General features: G+C 60.6%; 16 protein-coding genes. 5 read left to right on the top strand and 11 right to left on the bottom strand.

Going from position 1 to position 19,862, the window contains the following annotated elements; translation table 11 throughout:
* Nucleotides 1-4: 4 nt before the first annotated feature.
* Both CRO59_RS13600 and CRO59_RS13595 read right to left on the bottom strand, forming a co-directional pair.
* Nucleotides 5-1,207 carry an efflux RND transporter periplasmic adaptor subunit gene (locus CRO59_RS13600; RefSeq protein WP_097088133.1) on the bottom strand — a complete coding sequence of 401 codons (1,203 nt, stop codon included), beginning with the start codon at nt 1,205-1,207 and terminating at the stop codon, nt 5-7.
* Nucleotides 1,208-1,256: 49 nt separating this feature from the next.
* Nucleotides 1,257-2,504: a TolC family protein gene (locus tag CRO59_RS13595; RefSeq protein WP_097088135.1), complete on the bottom strand. Its 1,248-nt coding sequence runs from the start codon at nt 2,502-2,504 to the stop codon at nt 1,257-1,259.
* Nucleotides 2,505-2,915: 411 nt separating this feature from the next.
* Between CRO59_RS13595 and CRO59_RS13590 the strand changes: the two genes are divergently transcribed.
* On the top strand, nt 2,916-3,590 hold the full coding sequence (locus CRO59_RS13590) for a heavy metal response regulator transcription factor (protein ID WP_097088137.1): 675 nt from the start codon (nt 2,916-2,918) through the stop codon (nt 3,588-3,590).
* A complete protein-coding gene (locus CRO59_RS13585; RefSeq protein ID WP_097088139.1) occupies nt 3,587-5,026 on the top strand; it encodes a heavy metal sensor histidine kinase in 1,440 nt (479 codons plus the stop codon). The genes CRO59_RS13590 and CRO59_RS13585 overlap by 4 nt, the downstream gene beginning before the upstream one ends.
* Nucleotides 5,027-5,148: 122 nt before the next feature.
* On the opposite strand, the gene CRO59_RS13580 is transcribed toward CRO59_RS13585, so the two are convergent.
* Genes CRO59_RS13580 through CRO59_RS13555 form a run of 6 tightly spaced genes read right to left on the bottom strand, consistent with a single transcriptional unit; the run spans nt 5,149 to nt 11,098 of the window.
* A complete protein-coding gene (locus CRO59_RS13580) occupies nt 5,149-6,891 on the bottom strand; it encodes an ABC transporter substrate-binding protein (RefSeq protein WP_097088140.1) in 1,743 nt (580 codons plus the stop codon).
* A 47-nt stretch (nt 6,892-6,938) separates the two neighbouring features.
* On the bottom strand, nt 6,939-7,211 hold the full coding sequence (locus CRO59_RS13575) for a DUF2160 domain-containing protein (protein ID WP_027614647.1): 273 nt from the start codon (nt 7,209-7,211) through the stop codon (nt 6,939-6,941).
* Between the two features lie 10 nt (nt 7,212-7,221).
* On the bottom strand, nt 7,222-8,022 hold the full coding sequence (locus tag CRO59_RS13570; protein WP_096795652.1) for a carbohydrate ABC transporter permease: 801 nt from the start codon (nt 8,020-8,022) through the stop codon (nt 7,222-7,224).
* Nucleotides 8,023-8,031: 9 nt separating this feature from the next.
* Nucleotides 8,032-8,898, bottom strand: coding sequence for a carbohydrate ABC transporter permease (locus tag CRO59_RS13565; RefSeq protein WP_007961995.1), 867 nt, complete (start codon nt 8,896-8,898; stop codon nt 8,032-8,034).
* Nucleotides 8,895-10,004 (bottom strand): ABC transporter ATP-binding protein, encoded by a 1,110-nt coding sequence (locus CRO59_RS13560; RefSeq protein ID WP_027614644.1) that lies wholly within the window; start codon nt 10,002-10,004, stop codon nt 8,895-8,897. The genes CRO59_RS13565 and CRO59_RS13560 overlap by 4 nt, the downstream gene beginning before the upstream one ends.
* Nucleotides 10,004-11,098, bottom strand: a complete 1,095-nt coding sequence (locus CRO59_RS13555; protein WP_097088142.1) for an ABC transporter ATP-binding protein — start codon at nt 11,096-11,098, stop codon at nt 10,004-10,006. Before CRO59_RS13555 ends, CRO59_RS13560 begins: the two co-directional genes overlap by 1 nt.
* 381 nt (nt 11,099-11,479) lie before the next feature.
* Between CRO59_RS13555 and CRO59_RS13550 the strand changes: the two genes are divergently transcribed.
* Nucleotides 11,480-13,330, top strand: coding sequence for a sigma-54-dependent Fis family transcriptional regulator (locus tag CRO59_RS13550; protein ID WP_097088143.1), 1,851 nt, complete (start codon nt 11,480-11,482; stop codon nt 13,328-13,330).
* A gap of 178 nt (nt 13,331-13,508) precedes the next feature.
* On the opposite strand, the gene cysS is transcribed toward CRO59_RS13550, so the two are convergent.
* Together cysS and CRO59_RS13540 are read right to left on the bottom strand one after the other, a co-directional pair.
* Nucleotides 13,509-14,891 carry a cysteine--tRNA ligase gene (cysS, locus tag CRO59_RS13545; protein ID WP_097088145.1) on the bottom strand — a complete coding sequence of 461 codons (1,383 nt, stop codon included), beginning with the start codon at nt 14,889-14,891 and terminating at the stop codon, nt 13,509-13,511.
* A gap of 22 nt (nt 14,892-14,913) precedes the next feature.
* Nucleotides 14,914-16,614: a glutamine--tRNA ligase/YqeY domain fusion protein gene (locus tag CRO59_RS13540; RefSeq protein WP_027614640.1), complete on the bottom strand. Its 1,701-nt coding sequence runs from the start codon at nt 16,612-16,614 to the stop codon at nt 14,914-14,916.
* Between the two features lie 251 nt (nt 16,615-16,865).
* Between CRO59_RS13540 and CRO59_RS13535 the strand changes: the two genes are divergently transcribed.
* Complete coding sequence (locus CRO59_RS13535) at nt 16,866-17,372, top strand: peptidylprolyl isomerase (RefSeq protein ID WP_027614639.1); 507 nt, start codon at nt 16,866-16,868, stop codon at nt 17,370-17,372.
* Nucleotides 17,369-18,121, top strand: coding sequence for a UDP-2,3-diacylglucosamine diphosphatase (lpxH, locus tag CRO59_RS13530; protein ID WP_097088147.1), 753 nt, complete (start codon nt 17,369-17,371; stop codon nt 18,119-18,121). The genes CRO59_RS13535 and lpxH overlap by 4 nt, the downstream gene beginning before the upstream one ends.
* A gap of 125 nt (nt 18,122-18,246) precedes the next feature.
* Here the strand turns inward: lpxH and CRO59_RS13525 are convergent, their stop codons facing one another.
* On the bottom strand, nt 18,247-19,776 hold the full coding sequence (locus CRO59_RS13525) for a DHA2 family efflux MFS transporter permease subunit (RefSeq protein WP_027614637.1): 1,530 nt from the start codon (nt 19,774-19,776) through the stop codon (nt 18,247-18,249).
* Nucleotides 19,777-19,862: the final 86 nt, after the last annotated feature.

Below are 19,862 nucleotides of genomic sequence, written 5' to 3'. Positions count from 1 at the left end.
AGAATTAATGACTGTGCTCGGCTGAGGCTTTGCCCAGCTCCGACTTGAGGACGAAGCTGCCGGCGCTGGCGACTTGCACGCCCGGTTCCAGCCCTTGAGTGACTTCCACGTGGCCGGCGGCACGGCTGCCCAGTTCCACCGCCTGCGCCTTGAAGCCGTCGTCGGTACGCACGAACACCGTGGGTTTGTCCTCGACGGTCTGGATCGCGGTTTCCGGTACGGCGACTTTGGCCTGGCGGCTCTCGGTGGCGACCAGTGCGGTGACGAACAGCCCCGGACGCCATGAGCCCTGCGGGTTTTCCAGCGTCACGCGCACGGTCGCGGTGCGGGTCTGTTCGCCGAGTAGGCTGCCGACGTACGCCACGCTGCCGCTCACTTCGGCCTTCAGTTCAGGCGCGCTGACGGTCACCGGTTTGCCCACCTGCACTTTGGTCAGATCCTTGGGCGAGACACCGAAGGTCACCCACACGCGAGACAAGTCCGAAAGGGTAAACGCCGCCGTGGTTTCATCGACCACCTCGCCCGACGTCAGGTGTTTTTCCACCACCACGCCGTCGAATGGCGCGCGCAGTTCGTAGCGATTGCCGCCGGTGGCGACCATGCTGCCGCTGAGCACGCTGATTTTTTGCCGGGCGTTGTTCATGGCGATTTCCGCTTCTTGCAAGGCCTGGCGCGCCTGCAGAAAATCCTGCTCGGCGGAGATCTTGTCCTGCCACAGTTTTTTCTCGCGCTCGTAGGTGGTGCGCGCCAGCGCCAGGCGACGTTGCGCGGCGGCCTGTTCGCTGCGCTGATCGGAGATCTGCTGACTGGCGATCACCGCCAGCAACTGGCCCTTTTTCACCGGTTGCCCGAGGTTAACCGCCACCGACTCGACCACCCCCGGCACGCGCGGCACGACGTGTGCCGTGCGGTCCTCGTCGAAGCGCACTTCGCCGGGAAACGACAAGCCGAGACTGATGCTTTGCGCCCGGGCCTCGGCCAGTTGAATGCCTGCGGCGGCGATCTGCTCGGCGCTCAATTCGATGTGGCCTTCTTCGGCATGTTCGCCTTCGGCGGCAGCGCCCTCCTCGGCGTGATCGGCGTGATCGGCGCGTTCGGAGGCCTCATCGGCATGCGCGTCGATAGTTGAATTGGCCGGCCACATCGAACCGATGCCAATGCCGAGCGCCAAGGTCGCCACCGCGACCACCATCAGTTTTTTATCCATGGAAACTCCTCTGCGCCGTGCCATCGCGCAGTTGTCTGAAAAGTGAAATTCAAGGGCTGACGCTGAGGTCGCCGAAGATCCGTTCGAGGCGCACGCGGGCCTCGGTCGCCTCGCTGACGGCCTGGATGTATTGGCTGCGCGCGGCGATCAGGGTGCGCTGGGCGTCGAGTACGTCGAGGAAACCGAACTTGCCCATTTCGAAACCACGGGTGGCGCTGTCCACTGCACTTTGTGCGGCGGGCAGGATGGTCTGGTTGAACGCGTTGACTTCGCCGTTGGCGGTCTGCCATTGCTCAAGGCTGGTCTGGACTTCGGTGCGCAAACGCAGCTCGGTGGCGTTGCGCAGATCCCGAGCCTGATCGCTGCGCCGTGCGGCGGCGAGCACATTGCCCTGATTGCGGTTGAACAGCGGAATCGGCATCGACAGCCCGACCACGTTGACCCGTTCGCGCTCGGTTTCGCTGTACTGGCTGCCGATGCTCACCGTCAGATCAGGAATGCGCTGGGACTTTTCCAGGCCCAACGAGGCTTCGCGCTGATCGATCTGCAGTTTCGCCAGACGCAGCTCGGCGGTCTGGTTCAGACGCTCGAGCAAACGGCCGGGCGGCGGCAGCGTGGCGAGGTTTTGCGTGGCGGCCTGGACGTTGGTCGAAGTCGGCAACGGTGCGCCCATGACCTGCGCCAGTTGCTGATAGGCGTTGGCCTGATCGCGCTCGGCGCGGCTCACCTCCAGGCGCACTTCCGAGAGCTGCACCTGTGCTCGCGTACCTTCGACCGGCGATGATTTACCGGCCTCGATCCGCCCTTGGGCCACGCGCACACCGTGCTCGGCCAGTTGCAGCGACTGGCGCGCCAGCTGCAAGCGTTGCTGCGCGGTTTGCGCGCTGTTGAACGCTTGAATCACATCGGCGCGCAAGGCATTGCGCTTGCGCTCCAGCTCGATGCCGGCGGCGTCCTGCGCGCGGCTGGCGACATCGATGCGCGCGCCGCGTTTGCCGCCCAGTTCAATCGGCTGACTGAGCATCACCGTGGTGGTGCGCGAGTTGCGCCGGGTGTCTTCGGCCTCCCACGACACCTCGGGATTGGGGATCAGACCAGCCTGCTGGCGATCGCCCTCGGCAATGCCGATTTCCCACTGCGCGGCGGCGAGGTCGGGGTTACCGGCTAAGGCACTTTGCAGCGCCTGGTCCAGCGTCAGGGTCGATGCGCTGGCCAGGCTGCTGCTCGCCAGCAACAAGAGGCCGCTGGCGGTTTTGTTCAGGCGTGATCGCGCCGTCAGTTCGATTAAACCGGGCAATGGAGGACTTCCTTTAATTCAGGATTTTTCGATGCCGCCACGTTAGGGTTTTGAACTTATCGACAAGGTGACTGGAACATTACAAATCCGTTATCCACGGTTCAGCAAAGTTGTTTTGTTCTAGGATGCGAAGTGCAAAAGGCTTTGCCGTAATACATGGAAACAAATACTCGGTAGTTATCTGCCGAACAGCACTTGCCTGAATGAAATACATGTCTGCTGGCGCATTCAGACTGCGACAGGCTGTCGCGGATGGCCGTTTTAAAGGCCTCCAAGATTGACCCTGTAGCCACTACAGCCTTTACCGTATTCATCATTCAGTTATTGAACAGCGTCCGGAGACCTTACAAAAACCATAACTTTCCCGGCCACCTTAATTAAATATCCCTTAAATAAAAGTGGTGATAGATCATGCGAATCCTTGTCGTTGAGGACGAGCTTAAAGCTGCCGAATACTTGCATCAGGGTTTGACCGAAAGTGGTTATATCGTTGACCACGCCGCCACCGGTGCCGATGGCTTGCATCTGGCGCAACAGCAGGCTTATGACCTGATTATTCTCGACGTGAACCTGCCGGAACTGGACGGCTGGGGTGTGCTGGAGCAACTGCGCCGCACCCACTCGACGCGGGTGATGATGCTCACCGCGCGCGGGCGGCTGGCGGACAAGATTCGTGGTCTGGACCTGGGCGCCGACGACTATCTGGTCAAGCCGTTCGAGTTTCCCGAACTGCTGGCGCGGGTGCGCACCCTGATGCGCCGCAGCGAAAACATACCGGTGCCGCAGGTGTTGAAAGTCGCTGATCTGGAACTGGATCCGGGCCGGCATCGGGCTTTTCGTGGCAAGCAGCGCATCGACCTGACCACCAAGGAATTCGCCCTGCTGCACTTGTTGATGCGCCAGTCCGGCGAGGTGCTGACCCGTACGCAGATCATTTCGCTGGTGTGGGACATGAATTTCGACTGCGACACCAACGTGGTCGAAGTGTCGATCCGGCGCTTGCGGGCGAAGATCGATGACCCGTTCGACAACAAGCTGATTCACACCCTGCGCGGTGTCGGCTACGTGCTGGAGGCCCGCGAATGAAGCCGGCCAGCCTGTCGATGCGCCTCGGTCTGACGGTGAGTATTCTCGGTGCGCTGTTGGTGGTGTTTCTGGCGATCCTTGCCTATTTCGCCCTGACCCATGAGCTGAATGCACTGTCCCGCGACAGCCTGCAAAAGAAGATGGCGCAGGTGGAGCACAGCCTGTCGCTGTATGTCGACGCCAACGAAGTCAGTGGCAAGCCGCACATTCTGCTTGATCAGGTCATGGGCCATGACAACCTGACGCTGACGATTTATGACCGTTCGAACCTGCGTACGCCGCTGCTCAAATCCGGCTCGGGACTGAAGGATCCACGCGCCGAATTACGCGCAGTACGAGGCACTACCGAGCAGTTGGCCTATAGCGACAGCATCGATGACGAGGGTGCGAAGTTCCTTACAGCGTCGAAGCTGATTCGGCTCAAAGACGGCAGCAGCGTGCCGGTGCTGCTATCGATGGACAACGCGCACGATCAGGCGCTGCTCAGCGCCTATCTGCGCTCGACGCTGATTGCCTTGCCGCTGTTGCTGGTGTTCATCGGCCTGACGGCGTGGGGCGCGGTGCAGCGTGGACTGGCGCCGCTGCGCGAGTTTCGCAAAGTGGCGGCGATGGTCTCGACGCAGGATCTGGAGCATCGGCTGTCGGTGGTGAACATGCCGCAGGAGTTGAGCGAACTGGCGCAGGGCATCAACTTCATGCTGCATCGACTGGATGCCGGGGTGCAGCAGTTGTCACAGTTCTCCGATGACCTGGCGCATGAGTTGCGCACGCCGATCAACAACCTGATGGGCAAGGCCCAGGTGACGCTGTCTCGCGAGCGCACGAGTGAGGAATACCAGGACGTGCTGGTGTCGTGTACCGAGGAGCTGGAACGCGTGGCGCGGATTGTCTCGGACATGCTGTTTCTGGCGCAGGTCAGTCACCCGTCGGCACTGGCGCCGTTTGAATCGGTGACGCTGGAGGCGGAAGCGGCGAAGGTCGCGGAGATGTTTTCGCTGGCGGCGCAGGACAAGCAGATTCATTTGAATGTTGTTGGCAGCGCATCGGTGTTGGGCGATCGGCTGATGATCCAGCGGGCGATTTCCAATCTGCTGTCGAATGCGCTGCGTCATTGCCCGAACGGCAAAACCATCACCTTGCTGATCGAGCAAGGCGCGACGCAGGCTTCACTGCTGGTCAGCAATCCCGGCACCGGCATCGAGGCGCAACACCTGCCGCACCTGTTCGACCGCTTCTACCGCGTCGACAGCGCCCGCTCGCGCTCACAGGGCAGCACCGGGCTGGGGCTGGCGATCGTACGCTCGATCATGAGCCTGCATCAGGGGGTGGCGGAGGTGAAAAGCTTGCCCGGCGTCATGACCGTATTCCGCCTCGGTTTTCCCGCGGCGACCCCCATGGCCCCATCGCTTGCAGGCAAGCTCCCACAGGGACAGTAGTCATTCACAAAATATGTGGACGCCGCCAAAACCTGTGGGAGCGAGCTTGCTCGCGAAAGCGGTAGATCAGGCAACAAAAAAACGGCACCTTACGGTGCCGTTTGCCTTTCACACATCAACCATCACTTGCGCGCATCCGCCCACGATTTCAGCAGTTCGTTGTAGCTCACGGTCTCGCCCTTCGGCTTCTCGTTGGCCAGTTTCGGTTTCGGTGCGCCTGGCTGGTCGAACCAGTACTGTGCGTCGCGCTCCGGGTTCATTTTCGGGGCGCATACTGCTTGCGCCTTGGAGCGTTCGAGGCGCGACATGATCGCGTCCTGATCCTTGGCCAGGCCGTCCAGCGCCTGTTGCGGAGTCTTCTCGCCGCTGGCCGCTTCGGCGATGTGGCTCCACCACAATTGCGCCAAGCGCGGATAGTCCGGCACGTTGGTGCCGGTCGGGGTCCATTGCACGCGGGCCGGGCTGCGGTAGAACTCGACCAGGCCACCGAGTTTCGGCGCCAGATCGGTCATCGCCTGCGAGTTGATGTCCGACTCGCGGATCGGCGTCAGGCCGACGATGGTTTTCTTCAGCGACACGGTTTTCGAGGTGACGAACTGCGCGTACAGCCACGCCGCGAGCTTCTGCTTCTCAGGCGTGGATTTCATGAACGTCCACGAACCCACGTCCTGATAGCCGAGCTTCATGCCCTCTTCCCAATACGGCCCGCGCGGCGACGGTGCCATGCGCCATTTCGGCGTGCCGTCGGCGTTGACCACCGGCAGGCCCGGTTTGGTCATGTCGGCGGTGAACGCGGTGTACCAGAAGATCTGCTGGGCGATGTTGCCCTGCGACGGCACCGGTCCCGACTCGGAGAAGGTCATGCCCGCCGCTTCCGGTGGCGCGTAGGCCTTGAGCCAGTCGACGTATTTCTGCGTGGCGAACACCGCCGCCGGGCCGTTGGTGTCGCCGCCGCGGGTCACACTGGAACCAACCGGATGGCAGTCCTCGACGCGAATCCCCCACTCGTCCACCGGCAAGCCGTTGGGCAGGCCCTTGTCGCCGCCACCGGCCATGGAGAACCAGGCATCGGTGAAGCGCCAGCCCAGCGACGGGTCTTTCTTGCCGTAGTCCATGTGACCGTAGACGCGTTTACCGTCGATTTCCTTGACGTCTTCGCTGAAGAATTTGGCGATGTCTTCATAGGCCGACCAGTTCACCGGCACGCCCAATTCGTAGCCGTACTTTTCCTTGAATTTGGCTTTCAGATCGGCGCGTTCGAACCAGTCGGCGCGGAACCAGTACAGGTTGGCGAACTGCTGATCGGGCAATTGATAGATCTTGCCATCCGGCGCGGTGGTGAACGAGATGCCGATGAAGTCCTTGATGTCGAGGGTCGGCGAGGTGAAGTTCTTGCCTTCGTTGGCCATCAGGTCGGTGATCGATTCGGTTTTGCCGTAGCGAAAGTGCGTACCGATCAGGTCCGAGTCGTTGACCCAGCCGTCGTAGATGTTCTTGTCCGACTGCATCACCGTCTGCATTTTTTCCACCACGTCGCCTTCTTGCAGCAGGTCGTGGGTGAGCTTGATCCCGGTGATTTCGCTGAAGGCCTTGGCCAGCACCTTGGACTCGTATTCGTGGGTGGTCAGGGTCTCGGAAACCACTTTGATTTCCATGCCGCGAAACGGCTCGGCGGCCTTGATGAACCACTTCAATTCTTCGAGCTGCTGATCGGCCGTCAGGGTCGACGGCTTGAATTCACTGCCGATCCATTTTTTCGCCGCGTCTTCGTAGGCATCGGCCCAGGCAGATGCGCTCAAACCGCTGAGTGCCAGCATGGCTGCCAATGAAATGCTATGTCGCAGCTTATTGTTTTTGTCGAACATAGAGACCTCCAGTTTGAGTTACGGAGCACGATTGCCGAGCGACTCGACTAGCCCCAGCGCATCACAACCAACAGCCACACCAGAGACAGCGCGGACGCTACCCAGATGCTCCAGTCGGTGACGCCGATTACCAGCAGATGCAGGTAGGCGCTGCCGAGAAGACCGATGAACAAGCGATCGCCACGGGTGGTGGCAATCGGCAGAAAACCTCGCCGCAGGATGCTCGGCGAGCGCAATTCCCAGGTGGTCATGCCCACCAGCAACAGGCCGATGGCGATAAAGAACCCCGCCGTGGGGGTGGTCCAGCTCATCCATTCCATCATGCATTCCTCAGACCCGACCCAGGGCAAAGCCCTTGGCCACGTGGTTGCGAACAAACCAGATCACCAGCATCCCCGGGAGGATGGTCAACACCCCCGCCGCTGCCAGCACGCCCCAGTCGATGCCCGAGGCCGACACCGTGCGCGTCATCACCGCCGCAATCGGCTTGGCATTCACCGAAGTCAGCGTGCGCGCCAGCAGCAGTTCGACCCAGGAAAACATGAAGCAGAAAAACGCCGTGACGCCGATGCCCGAGCCGATCAGCGGGATGAAAATCTTCACGAAGAACTTGGGAAAGCTGTAGCCGTCGATGTACGCGGTTTCGTCGATTTCCTTGGGCACCCCGGACATGAAACCTTCAAGAATCCACACCGCCAGCGGCACGTTGAACAGGCAGTGCGCCAAGGCCACGGCGATGTGCGTGTCGAACAGCCCGATCGACGAATACAACTGAAAGAACGGCAACAGAAACACCGCCGGCGGCGCCATGCGGTTGGTCAGCAGCCAGAAGAACAGGTGCTTGTCGCCAAGGAAGCGATAGCGCGAAAACGCATAGGCCGCCGGCAGCGCCACACTCAGCGAGATCACCGTGTTCAGGCTGACGTAATACAGCGAATTGAGATAACCGGTGTACCAGCTCGGATCGGTGAAAATCACCTTGTAGTTGTGCCAGGTGAAATCCTGCGGAAACAGGGTCAACCCGCCGAGAATTTCGGTGTTGCTCTTGAACGACATGTTCAGCAGCCAGTAGATCGGCACCAGCAGAAACAGGATGTACACCAGCAACGGAACAAGTTTTCTTTTGCTCATGGCCGGGCCTCAGCGGTTGGCGTCGGAATGGGTCATGGCGGTGTAGAACAGCCACGAGACCAGCAGGATGATCAGGAAGTACACCAGCGAAAACGCCGCCGCCGGCCCCAGATCGAATTGGCCGACCGCCATCTGCGTCAACGTCTGACTCAAGAAGGTCGTGGCATTGCCCGGCCCGCCGCCAGTGAGCACGAATGGCTCGGTGTAGATCATGAAACTGTCCATGAAACGTAGCATCACCGCGATCAGCAGCACGCTCTTCAGCTTCGGCAACTGAATATGGCGGAACACTGCCCACGCCGAGGCGCGGTCGATCCGCGCCGCCTGGTAATACACATCGGGAATCGCCCGCAGCCCGGAGAAACACAGCAACGCCACCAGCGAAGTCCAGTGCCAGACGTCCATCACCAGCACCGTGACCCAGGCGTCCATGGTGTTGGCCGCGTAGTTGTAACTGATGCCCAGCGCATTCAGGCTCGAACCGAGCAGACCAATGTCAGCGCGGCCGAAGATCTGCCAGATGGTGCCGACCACGTTCCATGGGATCAGCAGCGGAATCGCCAGAATGATCAGCACCACTGACGACCAGCGGCCCTTGGTCGGCATGGTCAGGGCGACGGCGATACCCAACGGAATTTCGATCAACAGCACGCACGCCGAATAAATGAACTGACGCAGCAACGAGTCATGCAGACGCGGATCGAGCAGCACCTGTTTGTACCAGTCGGCGCCGACGAAGTAGCGGCTGGACTGGTCGAAAATGTCCTGCACCGAATAGTTGACCACGGTCATCATCGGGATCACCGCACTGAACGCCACCAGCAGAAATACCGGCAACACCAGCCACCAGGCCTTGTTGTTCTGCACCTTGTTCATGGCTGCACCTCGTCGTCGGCTTCGAGCAGAAACTCATCGGCATAAACCATCAGCCACTGCGCCGGAAAACTGATGTACGCCTTGCCCTGCGGTACCGGTTTGTCTTCGGCCAGACGCACCTTCAGCGGCGCGCCATCGAGGTCGAGGGTGAGGATCTTGTAGGTGCCGAGGTCTTCGACGTGGACCACCCGCGCCTGCATCGCCTCGTCAAACGGCTCGTCCCAGACATGGATGAACTCCGGGCGGATGCCGACCTTCAGATTTTTCCACTGACCGTGTTCGATATGCCGTTGCAAGGCGTCGGACAGTGGCAAGTGCGTCGAAGCGAAACCGACCCCACCCGGCTGCGGCTGCACCTCGATCAGGTTCATCCCCGGGCTGCCGATGAAGTAGCCGACAAAGGTGTGAGTCGGCCGCTCGAACAATTCCCGTGGCGTGCCGAACTGCACGATCTGTCCGCCGTACATCACGGCGATCTTGTCGGCGAAGGTCGAAGCTTCGAGCTGATCGTGGGTGACGTAGACCATGGTGATGTTGAACTGCTCGTGGATCTGCTTGAGCTTGCGTCGCAGCTTCCATTTCAGATGCGGGTCGATCACCGTCAGCGGCTCGTCAAAGAGGATCGCCGAGACATCGTCGCGCACCAGGCCACGGCCCATGGAGACTTTCTGTTTTTCGTCGGCGGTGAGGTTGCGCGCCTTCTTGCTCAGCAAGTTTTGCAGGTCGAGGACTTCGGCGATTTCCTGCACCTTGCTGTGCACTTTCGCCTCGGCCATGCCCTGATTGCGCAGGGGGAAGGCCAGGTTATCGAACACGGTCATGGTGTCGTAGACCACCGGGAACTGGAACACCTGGGCGATGTTGCGCTTCTCCGGGGTCAGGTCGTTGACCGCTTTGCCATCGAACAGCACATGCCCTTGCGAGGGGCTGAGCAGGCCGGAAATGATGTTGAGCAAGGTCGATTTGCCGCAACCCGAAGGGCCGAGCAAGGCATACGCGCCGCCCTGCTCCCAGATGTGGTCCATCTCGCGGATCGCGTAATCGTCAGGCCCGCTCGGCTGCTTGCTGTAACTGTGGGCGAGGTGCTGCAAACGGATTTCGGCCATCAGGCAACCCTCGCGACACGTTGGCCCGGTGCCTGCACCAGACGGCCCTGCGCATCGAACACGAACAGTTTGTGGGTCGGGATGTAGATGCGGATCGGCGCATCGACGTCGTATTCGTGAACGCCCGGCAGGTGCAGCACCAGCAGGAAATGCTCGTTGCGCACGTGCAGGAAGGTTTCCGAGCCGCTGATTTCCGCCACTTCGACGGTCACCGCCAGCTCCAGATCGTCATCGTTGCTCGGCACCAGCGAGATATGGCTGGGGCGCACGCCAAAGCGAAACTCGCCCTCGCCTACAGGACGCAGGTCGACGTTCAGCGGAAAGTGCACGAAATTGGCGAAGCTGACTTCGTTGCCGGCAATGCGCCCGGGCATCAGGTTGATCGGCGGTTCGGAGAACAGCTCGGCGGCCAGCACCGTTTGCGGCTGGTGGTAGACGGAAGTCGAGGCGCCGCTCTGGATCACCCGGCCCTCGTGCAGAATCGTCGTGGTGCCGCCCAGCGCCAACGCTTCGTTCGGTTCGGTGGTGGCGTAGATCGCAATGGTGTGGCGGGCCTTGAACAGCTCGCGCATCTCTTGGCGCAGTTCTTCGCGCAGCTTGTAGTCGAGGTTGACCAGCGGCTCGTCAAACAGGATCAGTTCGGCATCCTTGACCAGCGCCCGGGCCATCGCCGTGCGCTGCTGCTGACCGCCGGACAGCTCCAGCGGATAGCGCTGCAGGAACTTCTCGATGCGCAGCATCTTCGCGGTTTCCAGCACTTTGCTATGGATGATTTCTTTGGAAACACCGGCCTGACGCAGCGGCGAGGCGATGTTCTCGAACACGGTCATGGTCGGGTAATTGATGAACTGCTGATAAACCATCGACACGTTGCGCAGGCGCACCGGACGCTGGGTGACGTCGACGCCGTTCATCAGGATCCGGCCGCTGTCGGGCTTGTCCAGGCCTGCCATCAGGCGCATCAGGCTGGTCTTGCCCGACAGCGTGCGGCCGAGCAAAACGTTGAAGGATCCGGGTTCGAATTTCAGGCAGGCATCGTCGATCCAGGTCTGGCCCTCGACGGTGCGGCTGACGTGCTCCAGGGTGAGTGACATGGCTCGGCCTTTTTATTATTGGAGTCAAGCGACCTGTGCAGCAGAGCGACATTCGTGCCAGAAATGGCAAGTGGTTGATTTGTCGCGAAAAGGGCTGAAAACGCGGGGATCGGGCGTTCATTGCTGAACACATTTGAACAGTTGGGCGATTGACAATGAACAATAGTGAACAACACTCTATGAACGCTTTTTGCCCAAATTCTGTGAACGATGAAAATCCAATGTGGGAGCGGGCTTGCTCGCGAAGGCGGTGTGTCAGTCGATGTAAATGTGTCTGATATACCGCTTTCGCGAGCAAGCCCGCTCCCACAGTTTTGATCTGTGTTGGTTTTGAAAGCAGTGCCATAACAACAATAAAATGCCCTTCAGAGGCCCACCACCATGGCCGCACCTGCCCCGCCGCTGTCCCACGACGCTATTGTCCAGACCTCCTGGCAACGTTGCCGCGCCTTCGGCCTTGACCACCAGAGCGCCCCGGCCTTCGATCAATTGCCCGCCGCCGGCATCGCGCAGCTGCTCGACCGTCACCACGCGCTGGTGCAGACCACCCATCAGGAAGTGCTGCCGTACTACGAGAACATCCTCAGCAACTCCAATTGCCTGATCATGCTCGCCGACCATCAGGGTCAGGTGCTGACCTCGTGGGGCACTCAGCGCTTTATCGAGCCGAACCTGGCCCGAGGGTTTAGCGCCGGGGCGAGCTGGATGGAACGCTGCAGTGGCACCAATGCGATCGGCACCGCGCTGGCCTGCGAACAGGCGGTGCACATCGAGCACGATGAACACTTTCTGAAAGCCAACCGTTTCATGACCGGTTCCGCCGCGCCGATTTTCGATGCCGAGCGCAAGGTTATCGCCGTGCTCGACGTGTCCAGCGACAGTTACCTGCCGCCCTCGCACACGCTGGGCATGGTCAAGATGATGAGCCAGACCGTGGAGAACCGGCTGATCCTCAACCTGTTCCACGGCCAGCACTTTCAACTGACGTTCAACACCGGGTTGAACAACCTCGACAGTCAGTGGGCTGGTTTGTTGATTTTCGATGAGAGCGGGCAGGTGCTGTCGGCTAATCGCCGGGCGGACAATCTGCTCGGCGTGCGCCTGTCGCGGGTCAGTGTCGAGAGCCTGTTCAACGTGTCGCTGCTGGAGTTGATCAATCAGCCGGATGGATTGCCGTTCGCCCTGCAGACCTCCGGGCGCAACCGTTTTCAGTGTTTGCTGAAGCGCCCGCAACAGGCAGCGGTTCAGCCTCGGGTATTTGCTGAACCGAAGAGCGCCGAAAAGTCGCTCAAACCCGCGGGCGCCATCAGCCTCAGCACCCTGCACTTCGGTGACAGCCGGGTGGAAAAAGCCGTGCGTCAGGCCGAACGCCTGCTGGAGAAAGACATTCCGCTGCTGATCCACGGCGAAACCGGAGTCGGCAAGGAAGTCTTCGTCAAAGCCCTGCACCAGGCCAGTTCGAGAAGCAAACAGGCATTTATCGCCGTCAACTGCGCGGCGATCCCCGCCGAACTGGTGGAATCAGAACTGTTCGGCTATGAAAAAGGCGCGTTCACCGGCGCCAACCAGAAAGGCAGCATCGGCCTGATCCGCAAAGCCGACAAAGGCACCCTCTTCCTCGACGAAATCGGCGACATGCCGCTGCCCACTCAGGCGCGGTTGTTGCGGGTATTGCAGGAGCGTTGCGTGCAACCGGTAGGCAGCAGCGAATTGTTCGCGGTGGATCTGCGGATCATCTCGGCGACCAACCGCTCTTTACGCGAGCAAGTGCAATTGGGCCGATTTCGTGAGGACTTGTACTACCGAATTGGCGGTTTGACACTGGAACTGCCGCCGCTCAGAGAGCGCAGTGATAAAGAGGCGCTGTTCAAACGCCTGTGGGAGCAGCATCGCGAACCGACGCAATGGGCCGGACTCAGCCGCGAAGTGCTGGAGCTGTTCGAGCGGCACCCGTGGCCGGGCAATTTACGTCAGGTCAGCAGCGTGATGCAGGTGGCACTGGCAATGGCCGAGGAGCAGCCAGTGCGGCCGGAGCATTTGCCGGATGACTTTTTTGTCGATCTGGAGATGGAGCCGGTGGAGAGCGTGCAGCCGCTGGGGCTGGATCTGAATGATGTGGAAGCGTTGAACCGGGAGTTGAAAGCAGCCGGGGGGAATATTTCGCATCTGGCACGCAGGCTTGGGGTCAGCCGCAATACGCTCTACAAGCGCTTGCGGCAGGCGGAGAGCTGACTGCTACGCAGTCAATCGCGAGCAGGCTCGCTCCCACAGGGGATGTGTGTCGCGCAAAGATCCACTGTGGGAGCGAGCCTGCTCGCGAAGGCATCAGCCCTGGCACTGCAGTAATTAAGCCATGCGCATAAACAAAAACCCGCACAAGGCGGGTTTTGTTTTAAAGCGGATCAGGCAATCAGTCAGCCAGACGCCAGGTCGTACCACCCTTGCCGTCTTCCAGCACCACGCCCATGGCGGTGAGCTGGTCGCGGATGCGGTCGGATTCGGCCCAGTCTTTGCCGGCGCGTGCCGCCAGACGTGCAGCAATCAGCGCGTCGACTTCAGCCGCATCGACACGCCCTTCGGCGCCCGCTTGCAGGAAGTCATCGGCTTCCAGCTGCAACACGCCCAGCACGCTCGCCAGTTCTTTCAGACGTGCCGCCAGACCGGCCGCCGCATTGAGATCGCTCTCGCGCAGACGGTTGATCTCACGCACCATCTCGAACAGCACCGCGCAGGCTTCCGGCGTGCCGAAGTCGTCGTTCATCACCGTGGTGAAACGCTCGACGAAGGCTTCGCCGCCGGCCGGAGCAACGCTCGGCAGGCCTTTCAACGCGTGGTAGAAACGCTCGAGTGCGCCCTTGGCGTCCTTGAGGTTGTCTTCCGAGTAGTTGATCGCGCTGCGGTAGTGGCTCGACACCAGCAGGTAACGCACGACTTCCGGGTGGTACTTGTCGAGCACGTCACGAATGGTGAAGAAGTTGTTCAAGGACTTGGACATCTTCTCGCCATTGATACGGATCATGCCGCAATGCATCCACGCGTTGGCGTAGGTCTTGCCGGTGGCCGCTTCGCTTTGGGCGATTTCGTTTTCGTGGTGCGGGAACTCGAGGTCGCTGCCGCCGCCATGAATGTCGAAGGTTTCACCGAGGCAGCAGGTGGACATCACCGAGCACTCGATGTGCCAGCCCGGGCGCCCGGCGCCCCACGGCGATTCCCAGCTCGGCTCGCCCGGTTTGGCGGCTTTCCACAGGACGAAGTCCAGCGGATCTTCTTTCGACTCGTCGACTTCGATGCGTGCACCGATGCGCAGGTCTTCGATCTTCTTGCGCGACAGCTTGCCGTAGCCCATGAACTTGGCGACGCGGTAGTACACGTCGCCATTGCCCGGGGCGTAGGCGAAGCCCTTGTCGATCAGGGTCTGGATCATCGCGTGCATGCCCGGAATGTGATCCGTGGCGCGCGGCTCCATGTCCGGCTTCTTGATGTTCAGGCGCGCTTCGTCTTCGTGCATCGCGGCGATCATGCGCTCGGTCAGCGCGTCGAACGACTCACCGTTCTCGCGGGCACGATTGATGATCTTGTCGTCGATGTCGGTGATGTTGCGCACGTAGGTCAGGTCGTAACCGCTGAACCGCAACCAGCGGGTCACCAGGTCGAACGCGACCATGCTGCGGCCGTGGCCGAGGTGGCAGTAGTCGTACACGGTCATGCCGCACACGTACATGCGCACCTTGTTGCCATCCAGCGGCTTGAAGACTTCTTTGCTCTTGGTGAGCGTGTTGTAGATCGTCAGCACTTTATATTTCCTTGACGCTAAATCACTGGCCCCACGAATCACGCAGGGTCACGGTACGGTTGAATACCGGCTGACCTGGTTTCGAGTCCTTGATGTCGGCGACGAAGTAGCCTTCGCGCTCGAACTGGAAACGGTCTTCCGGCTGTGCATTGCCAAGCGATGGCTCAGCACGACAACCGGTCAGCACTTGCAGTGAGTCAGGGTTGATGTTGTCGAGGAAACTCGCGCTGTCTTCGGCCTTCTCCGGGTTCGGAGAACGGAACAGGCGATCGTACAGACGCACTTCGCACTCGATGCTGGCAGCGGCCGGCACCCAGTGGATCACGCCTTTGACCTTGCGGCCTTCAGGGTTCTTGCCGAGGGTGTCCGGGTCGTACGAGCAACGCAGCTCGACGATGTTGCCGTCGGCGTCCTTGATCGCTTCGTCGGCACGGATCACGTAGCTGCCACGCAGACGCACTTCGCCGTTCGGCTCCAGGCGCTTGTAGCCCTTTGGCGGTTCTTCCATGAAGTCATCGCGGTCGATGTAGATCTCACGGGCGAACGGCAGCTGGCGCACGCCGAGTTCTTCTTTCTGCGGATGACGCGGCAGTTCGAGGTTCTCGACCTGACCTTCCGGGTAGTTGGTGATCACGACTTTCAACGGGCGCAGCACGCACATGGCGCGCGGCGCGTTTGCGTCCAGATCCTGACGGATGCTGAACTCGAGCATGCCGAAATCGACCACGCCATCGGAACGGTTGGTGCCGATCATGTCGCAGAAGTTACGGATCGACGCCGGCGTGTAGCCACGGCGACGGAAGCCCGACAGCGTCGACATGCGCGGGTCGTCCCAGCCATTGACGTGCTTTTCATCGACCAGTTGCTTGAGCTTGCGCTTGCTGGTGATGGTGTAGTTCAGGTTCAGGCGGCTGAACTCGTACTGACGCGGGTTGGCCGGCACCGGCAGGTTTTCCAGGAACCACTCGTACAGCGGACGATGGCTTTCGAATTCCAGGGTGCAGATCGAGTGGGTGATGCCTTCGATGGCGTCCGACTGACCGTGGGTGAAGTCATAGTTCGGGTAGATGCACCACTTGTCACCGGTCTGGTGGTGATGGGCGTGGCGGATGCGGTACATGATCGGGTCGCGCAGGTTCATGTTCGGCGAGGCCATGTCGATCTTCGCGCGCAGCACGCGGGCACCGTCCGGGAACTCACCGGCGCGCATGCGCGCAAACCAGTCGAGGTTCTCTTCCACCGAACGGTCGCGGAACGGGCTGTTCTTGCCTGGCTCAGTCAGGCTGCCACGGTATTCCTTGGCCTGCTCCGGGGTCAGGTCGTCGACGTAGGCCTTGCCGGCCTTGATCAGCTCGATGGCCCAATCGTGCAACTGGTCGAAATACTGCGAGGCGTAGCGCACTTCGCCGGACCACTCGAAGCCCAGCCATTTGACGTCGGATTCGATCGCGTCGATGTATTCCTGGTCTTCCTTGGCCGGGTTAGTGTCGTCGAAACGCAGGTGCGTGACGCCGCCGAACTCCTGGGCCAGGCCGAAGTTCACGCAGATCGACTTGGCGTGGCCGATGTGCAGGTAGCCGTTGGGCTCAGGCGGAAAACGGGTGACGATCTGGGTGTGCTTGCCCGAGTCCAGGTCTGCCTGGATGATCGGCCGCAGGAAATTGACCGGCACGGCAGGGCCGGACTTGGCATTCGAGGTAGGGTCGACAGTGGGCTTGCTCATAGGATCCTTGACTTACATGTGCGCGGCCGCAAAGGGGGCCAGACAAAACAAAGCCGCTATCATAGCCGATGCTGTCAAGGGCCTGACAGAGCGCGGCCTATAAAGGAGCGCATTTAATCGAAGGGTTTTGGAAAAACAGCCTCGAAATTCGCGCCTGTCACGCTAAACTGCGCTCCTTGGCCGAAGCAGGCTGAACCGGTTGTGGGGCTGAATGTCCCAGAACCACGAATTCCTTATAAAGAGTAGCGATCATGACTCAAGTCAAACTGACCACCAACTACGGCGACATCGTCATCGAACTGGACGCGGAAAAAGCGCCAATCACCGCTGCCAACTTCATCGAATACGTCAAGAAAGGTCACTACGAGAACGTAGTGTTCCACCGCGTGATCAAGGGCTTCATGATCCAGGGCGGCGGTTTCGAGCCTGGCATGCAGGAAAAGAAAGACAAGAGCCCAAGCATTCAGAACGAAGCTGACAACGGTCTGAAGAACGAGAAGTACACCGTTGCCATGGCCCGCACCATGGACCCGCATTCGGCCTCGGCGCAGTTCTTCATCAACGCCACCAACAACAGCTTCCTCAACCACACCGCCAAGACCGCTCAGGGCTGGGGTTATGCCGTGTTCGGTAAAGTCGTTGCCGGTACCGACGTGGTCGACAAGATCGAAGGCGTTGCCACCACTTCCAAGGCCGGTCACCAGGACGTGCCGAAAGACGACGTGATCATCGAGAAAGCCGAGATCATCGAAGCGTGATATTGCTGATTTCAGACTTGCATCTGGAAGAGGAGCGCCCGGACATTACCCGGGCGTTTCTGGATTTGCTCGCCGGACGCGCCCGCTCGGCGAGTGCGTTGTACATCTTGGGCGACTTTTTCGAGGCGTGGATTGGCGACGATGCCATGACGCCCTTCCAGCGTTCCATCTGCCAAGCCCTGCGCCAGTTGAGCGACAGCGGCACGGCGATCTTTCTGATGCACGGCAATCGCGACTTCCTGCTCGGCAAGGCCTTCTGCAAAGCAGCCGGCTGCACGCTGTTGAAGGACCCGAGTGTCGTGCAGTTCTATGGCGAGCCGGTGCTGCTGATGCACGGCGACAGCCTGTGCACCCGCGATGTCGGCTACATGAAGTTGCGGCGCTACCTGCGCAACCCGATCACCTTGTTCATCCTGCGCCACCTGCCGCTGAGCACCCGCCACAAACTGGCGCGCAAGCTGCGCAGCGAAAGCCGCGCGCAGACGCGGATGAAGGCCAATGACATTGTTGATGTCACGCCTGAGGAAATTCCGCGGATCATGCAGCAATACGCGGTGAAAACCCTGATTCACGGCCACACCCATCGTCCGGCGATCCACAAGCTGCAACTCGGCGAGCAAGCGGCGAAGCGGATTGTGCTGGGGGACTGGGATCGTCAGGGTTGGGCGTTACAGGTGGATGAGAACGGGTATGCCCTGGCACCGTTCGACTTTGCTCCGCCGCCGGCCCTGCCCGCTCACGCAATCTAAAAGTCAAACACAAACCACTGTAGGAGTGAGCCTGCTCGCGATAGCGGTGTACCAGTCAACGAAGATGTTGAATGTGATACCGATATCGCGAGCAGGCTCACTCCTACATTTTGACCGCGTTTTGCTTAGTGACCGCTAGCGGCCGGCCCGGCCTTCGCAGCAAACGGCGGCTTCGCCAGCCACACAATCAGAATCAGCCCCATAAAGCCCCAGCCCAACAACGTGAAGTAATCCACGGTGGAGAGCATGTACGCCTGGCTGGTGAGGATCTGATCCATCTGCGCATAAGCCGATTGGCTCGCGCCGCCTAAATGGTTCAAGGTCTCGCGAGTCGCCGGTTCGAAGGTACTGATACTTTCGCTCATGTACGCATGATGCTGATCGGCGCGGCGGATCCAGATCCACGTGGTCAACGATGCCGCAAAGCTGCCGCCCAAGGTGCGCAGGAAGGTCGCCAGGCCTGCGCCGTCGGCGATCTGGCTTGGCGGCAGGTCGGACATCAGGATGCTCAGGGTCGGCATGAAGAACAGCGCCACGCCAATACCCATGAACAGCTGCACCAGAGCGATGTGCTGGAAGTCCACCTCGTTGGTGAACTCGGCGCGCATGAAGCAGCTCAGGCCAATCGCGAGGAACGCCAGACCGGCCAGCAGGCGCAGGTCGAACTTGTTCGCGTACTTGCCGACAAATGGCGACAACAGCACCGGCAGAATCCCGATCGGCGCCACCGCCAGACCGGCCCAGGTCGCGGTGTAACCCATCTGGGTTTGCAGCCACTGCGGCAGGATCAGGTTGATGCCGAAGAACCCGGCGTAACCCAACACCAGCACCAGCGTGCCGATGCGAAAGTTGCGGTGCGCGAACAGGCGCAGATTCACCACCGGGTGCTGGTCGGTCATTTCCCAGATCACAAACACCGCCAGCGCGATCACCGAAATCGCCGCGCCGATGATGATGAAGTTCGACTCGAACCAGTCCAGGTCATTGCCCTTGTCGAGGATCACCTGCAGCGCGCCGACGCCGATGATCAGCGTGATCAGACCGACGTAGTCCATCGGCTGGCGACTGGTCTCCACCGGGCGCTTGGCCAGTTGCGAGCGCACCACCATCACCGCAAAGATGCCGATCGGTACGTTGATGAAGAAGATCCACGGCCAGCTGTAGCTGTCAGTAATCCAGCCACCAAGAATGGGACCTGCAATTGGCGCGACCACCGTGACCATCGCCAGCAACGCCAGGGCCATGCCGCGCCTCGCGGGGGGATAGACCGCGATCAACAGGGTTTGCGTCATCGGATACAGCGGCCCGGCGACCAGGCCCTGCAGCACGCGGAAACCGATCAGTTCCGGCATCGAGGTGGAGATGCCGCAGAGAAACGAGGCCAGCACGAACAGAATCGTGGCCCAGAGAAACAGCTTCACCTCGCCGAAACGCCGACTGAGCCAACCGGTCAGCGGCAGCGCGATGGCGTTGCTCACGGCGAACGAGGTGATCACCCAGGTGCCCTGCTCCGAACTCACCCCGAGGTTGCCGGAAATGGTCGGCAGCGCCACGTTGGCGATGGTGGTGTCGAGCACTTGCATGAACGTCGCCAGCGACAGGCCGATGGTGCTGAGCAACAGGCTGGGCGGCGTGAAAGAGGCGTTATTGCTCATTGTGAATCCTATGAAACCTGATGGTCGCCGCAGCCCTGTAGGAGTGAGCCTGCTCGCGATAGCGGTGTGTCAGACCCAATTTTCTC

Source organism: Pseudomonas sp. LAMO17WK12:I5, from assembly GCF_900215165.1.
Taxonomy (GTDB): Bacteria; Pseudomonadota; Gammaproteobacteria; order Pseudomonadales; family Pseudomonadaceae; genus Aquipseudomonas; species Aquipseudomonas putida_A.
This window is presented reverse-complemented; position numbering and strand designations above follow the sequence as displayed.

Excerpts from the sequence above, each read along its gene's own strand:
- CRO59_RS13590 (WP_097088137.1), top strand. The coding sequence starts at position 2,916 with ATGCGAATCCTTGTCGTTGAGGACGAGCTTAAAGCTGCCGAATACTTG.
- CRO59_RS13550 (WP_097088143.1), top strand. The coding sequence starts at position 11,480 with ATGGCCGCACCTGCCCCGCCGCTGTCCCACGACGCTATTGTCCAGACC.
- CRO59_RS13535 (WP_027614639.1), top strand. The coding sequence starts at position 16,866 with ATGACTCAAGTCAAACTGACCACCAACTACGGCGACATCGTCATCGAA.
- CRO59_RS13570 (WP_096795652.1), bottom strand. The coding sequence starts at position 8,022 with ATGAGCAAAAGAAAACTTGTTCCGTTGCTGGTGTACATCCTGTTTCTG.
- CRO59_RS13580 (WP_097088140.1), bottom strand. The coding sequence starts at position 6,891 with ATGTTCGACAAAAACAATAAGCTGCGACATAGCATTTCATTGGCAGCC.
- CRO59_RS13585 (WP_097088139.1), top strand. The coding sequence starts at position 3,587 with ATGAAGCCGGCCAGCCTGTCGATGCGCCTCGGTCTGACGGTGAGTATT.
- CRO59_RS13525 (WP_027614637.1), bottom strand. The coding sequence starts at position 19,776 with ATGAGCAATAACGCCTCTTTCACGCCGCCCAGCCTGTTGCTCAGCACC.
- CRO59_RS13555 (WP_097088142.1), bottom strand. The coding sequence starts at position 11,098 with ATGTCACTCACCCTGGAGCACGTCAGCCGCACCGTCGAGGGCCAGACC.
- CRO59_RS13600 (WP_097088133.1), bottom strand. The coding sequence starts at position 1,207 with ATGGATAAAAAACTGATGGTGGTCGCGGTGGCGACCTTGGCGCTCGGC.
- CRO59_RS13565 (WP_007961995.1), bottom strand. The coding sequence starts at position 8,898 with ATGAACAAGGTGCAGAACAACAAGGCCTGGTGGCTGGTGTTGCCGGTA.
- CRO59_RS13540 (WP_027614640.1), bottom strand. The coding sequence starts at position 16,614 with ATGAGCAAGCCCACTGTCGACCCTACCTCGAATGCCAAGTCCGGCCCT.
- CRO59_RS13560 (WP_027614644.1), bottom strand. The coding sequence starts at position 10,004 with ATGGCCGAAATCCGTTTGCAGCACCTCGCCCACAGTTACAGCAAGCAG.
- CRO59_RS13575 (WP_027614647.1), bottom strand. The coding sequence starts at position 7,211 with ATGGAATGGATGAGCTGGACCACCCCCACGGCGGGGTTCTTTATCGCC.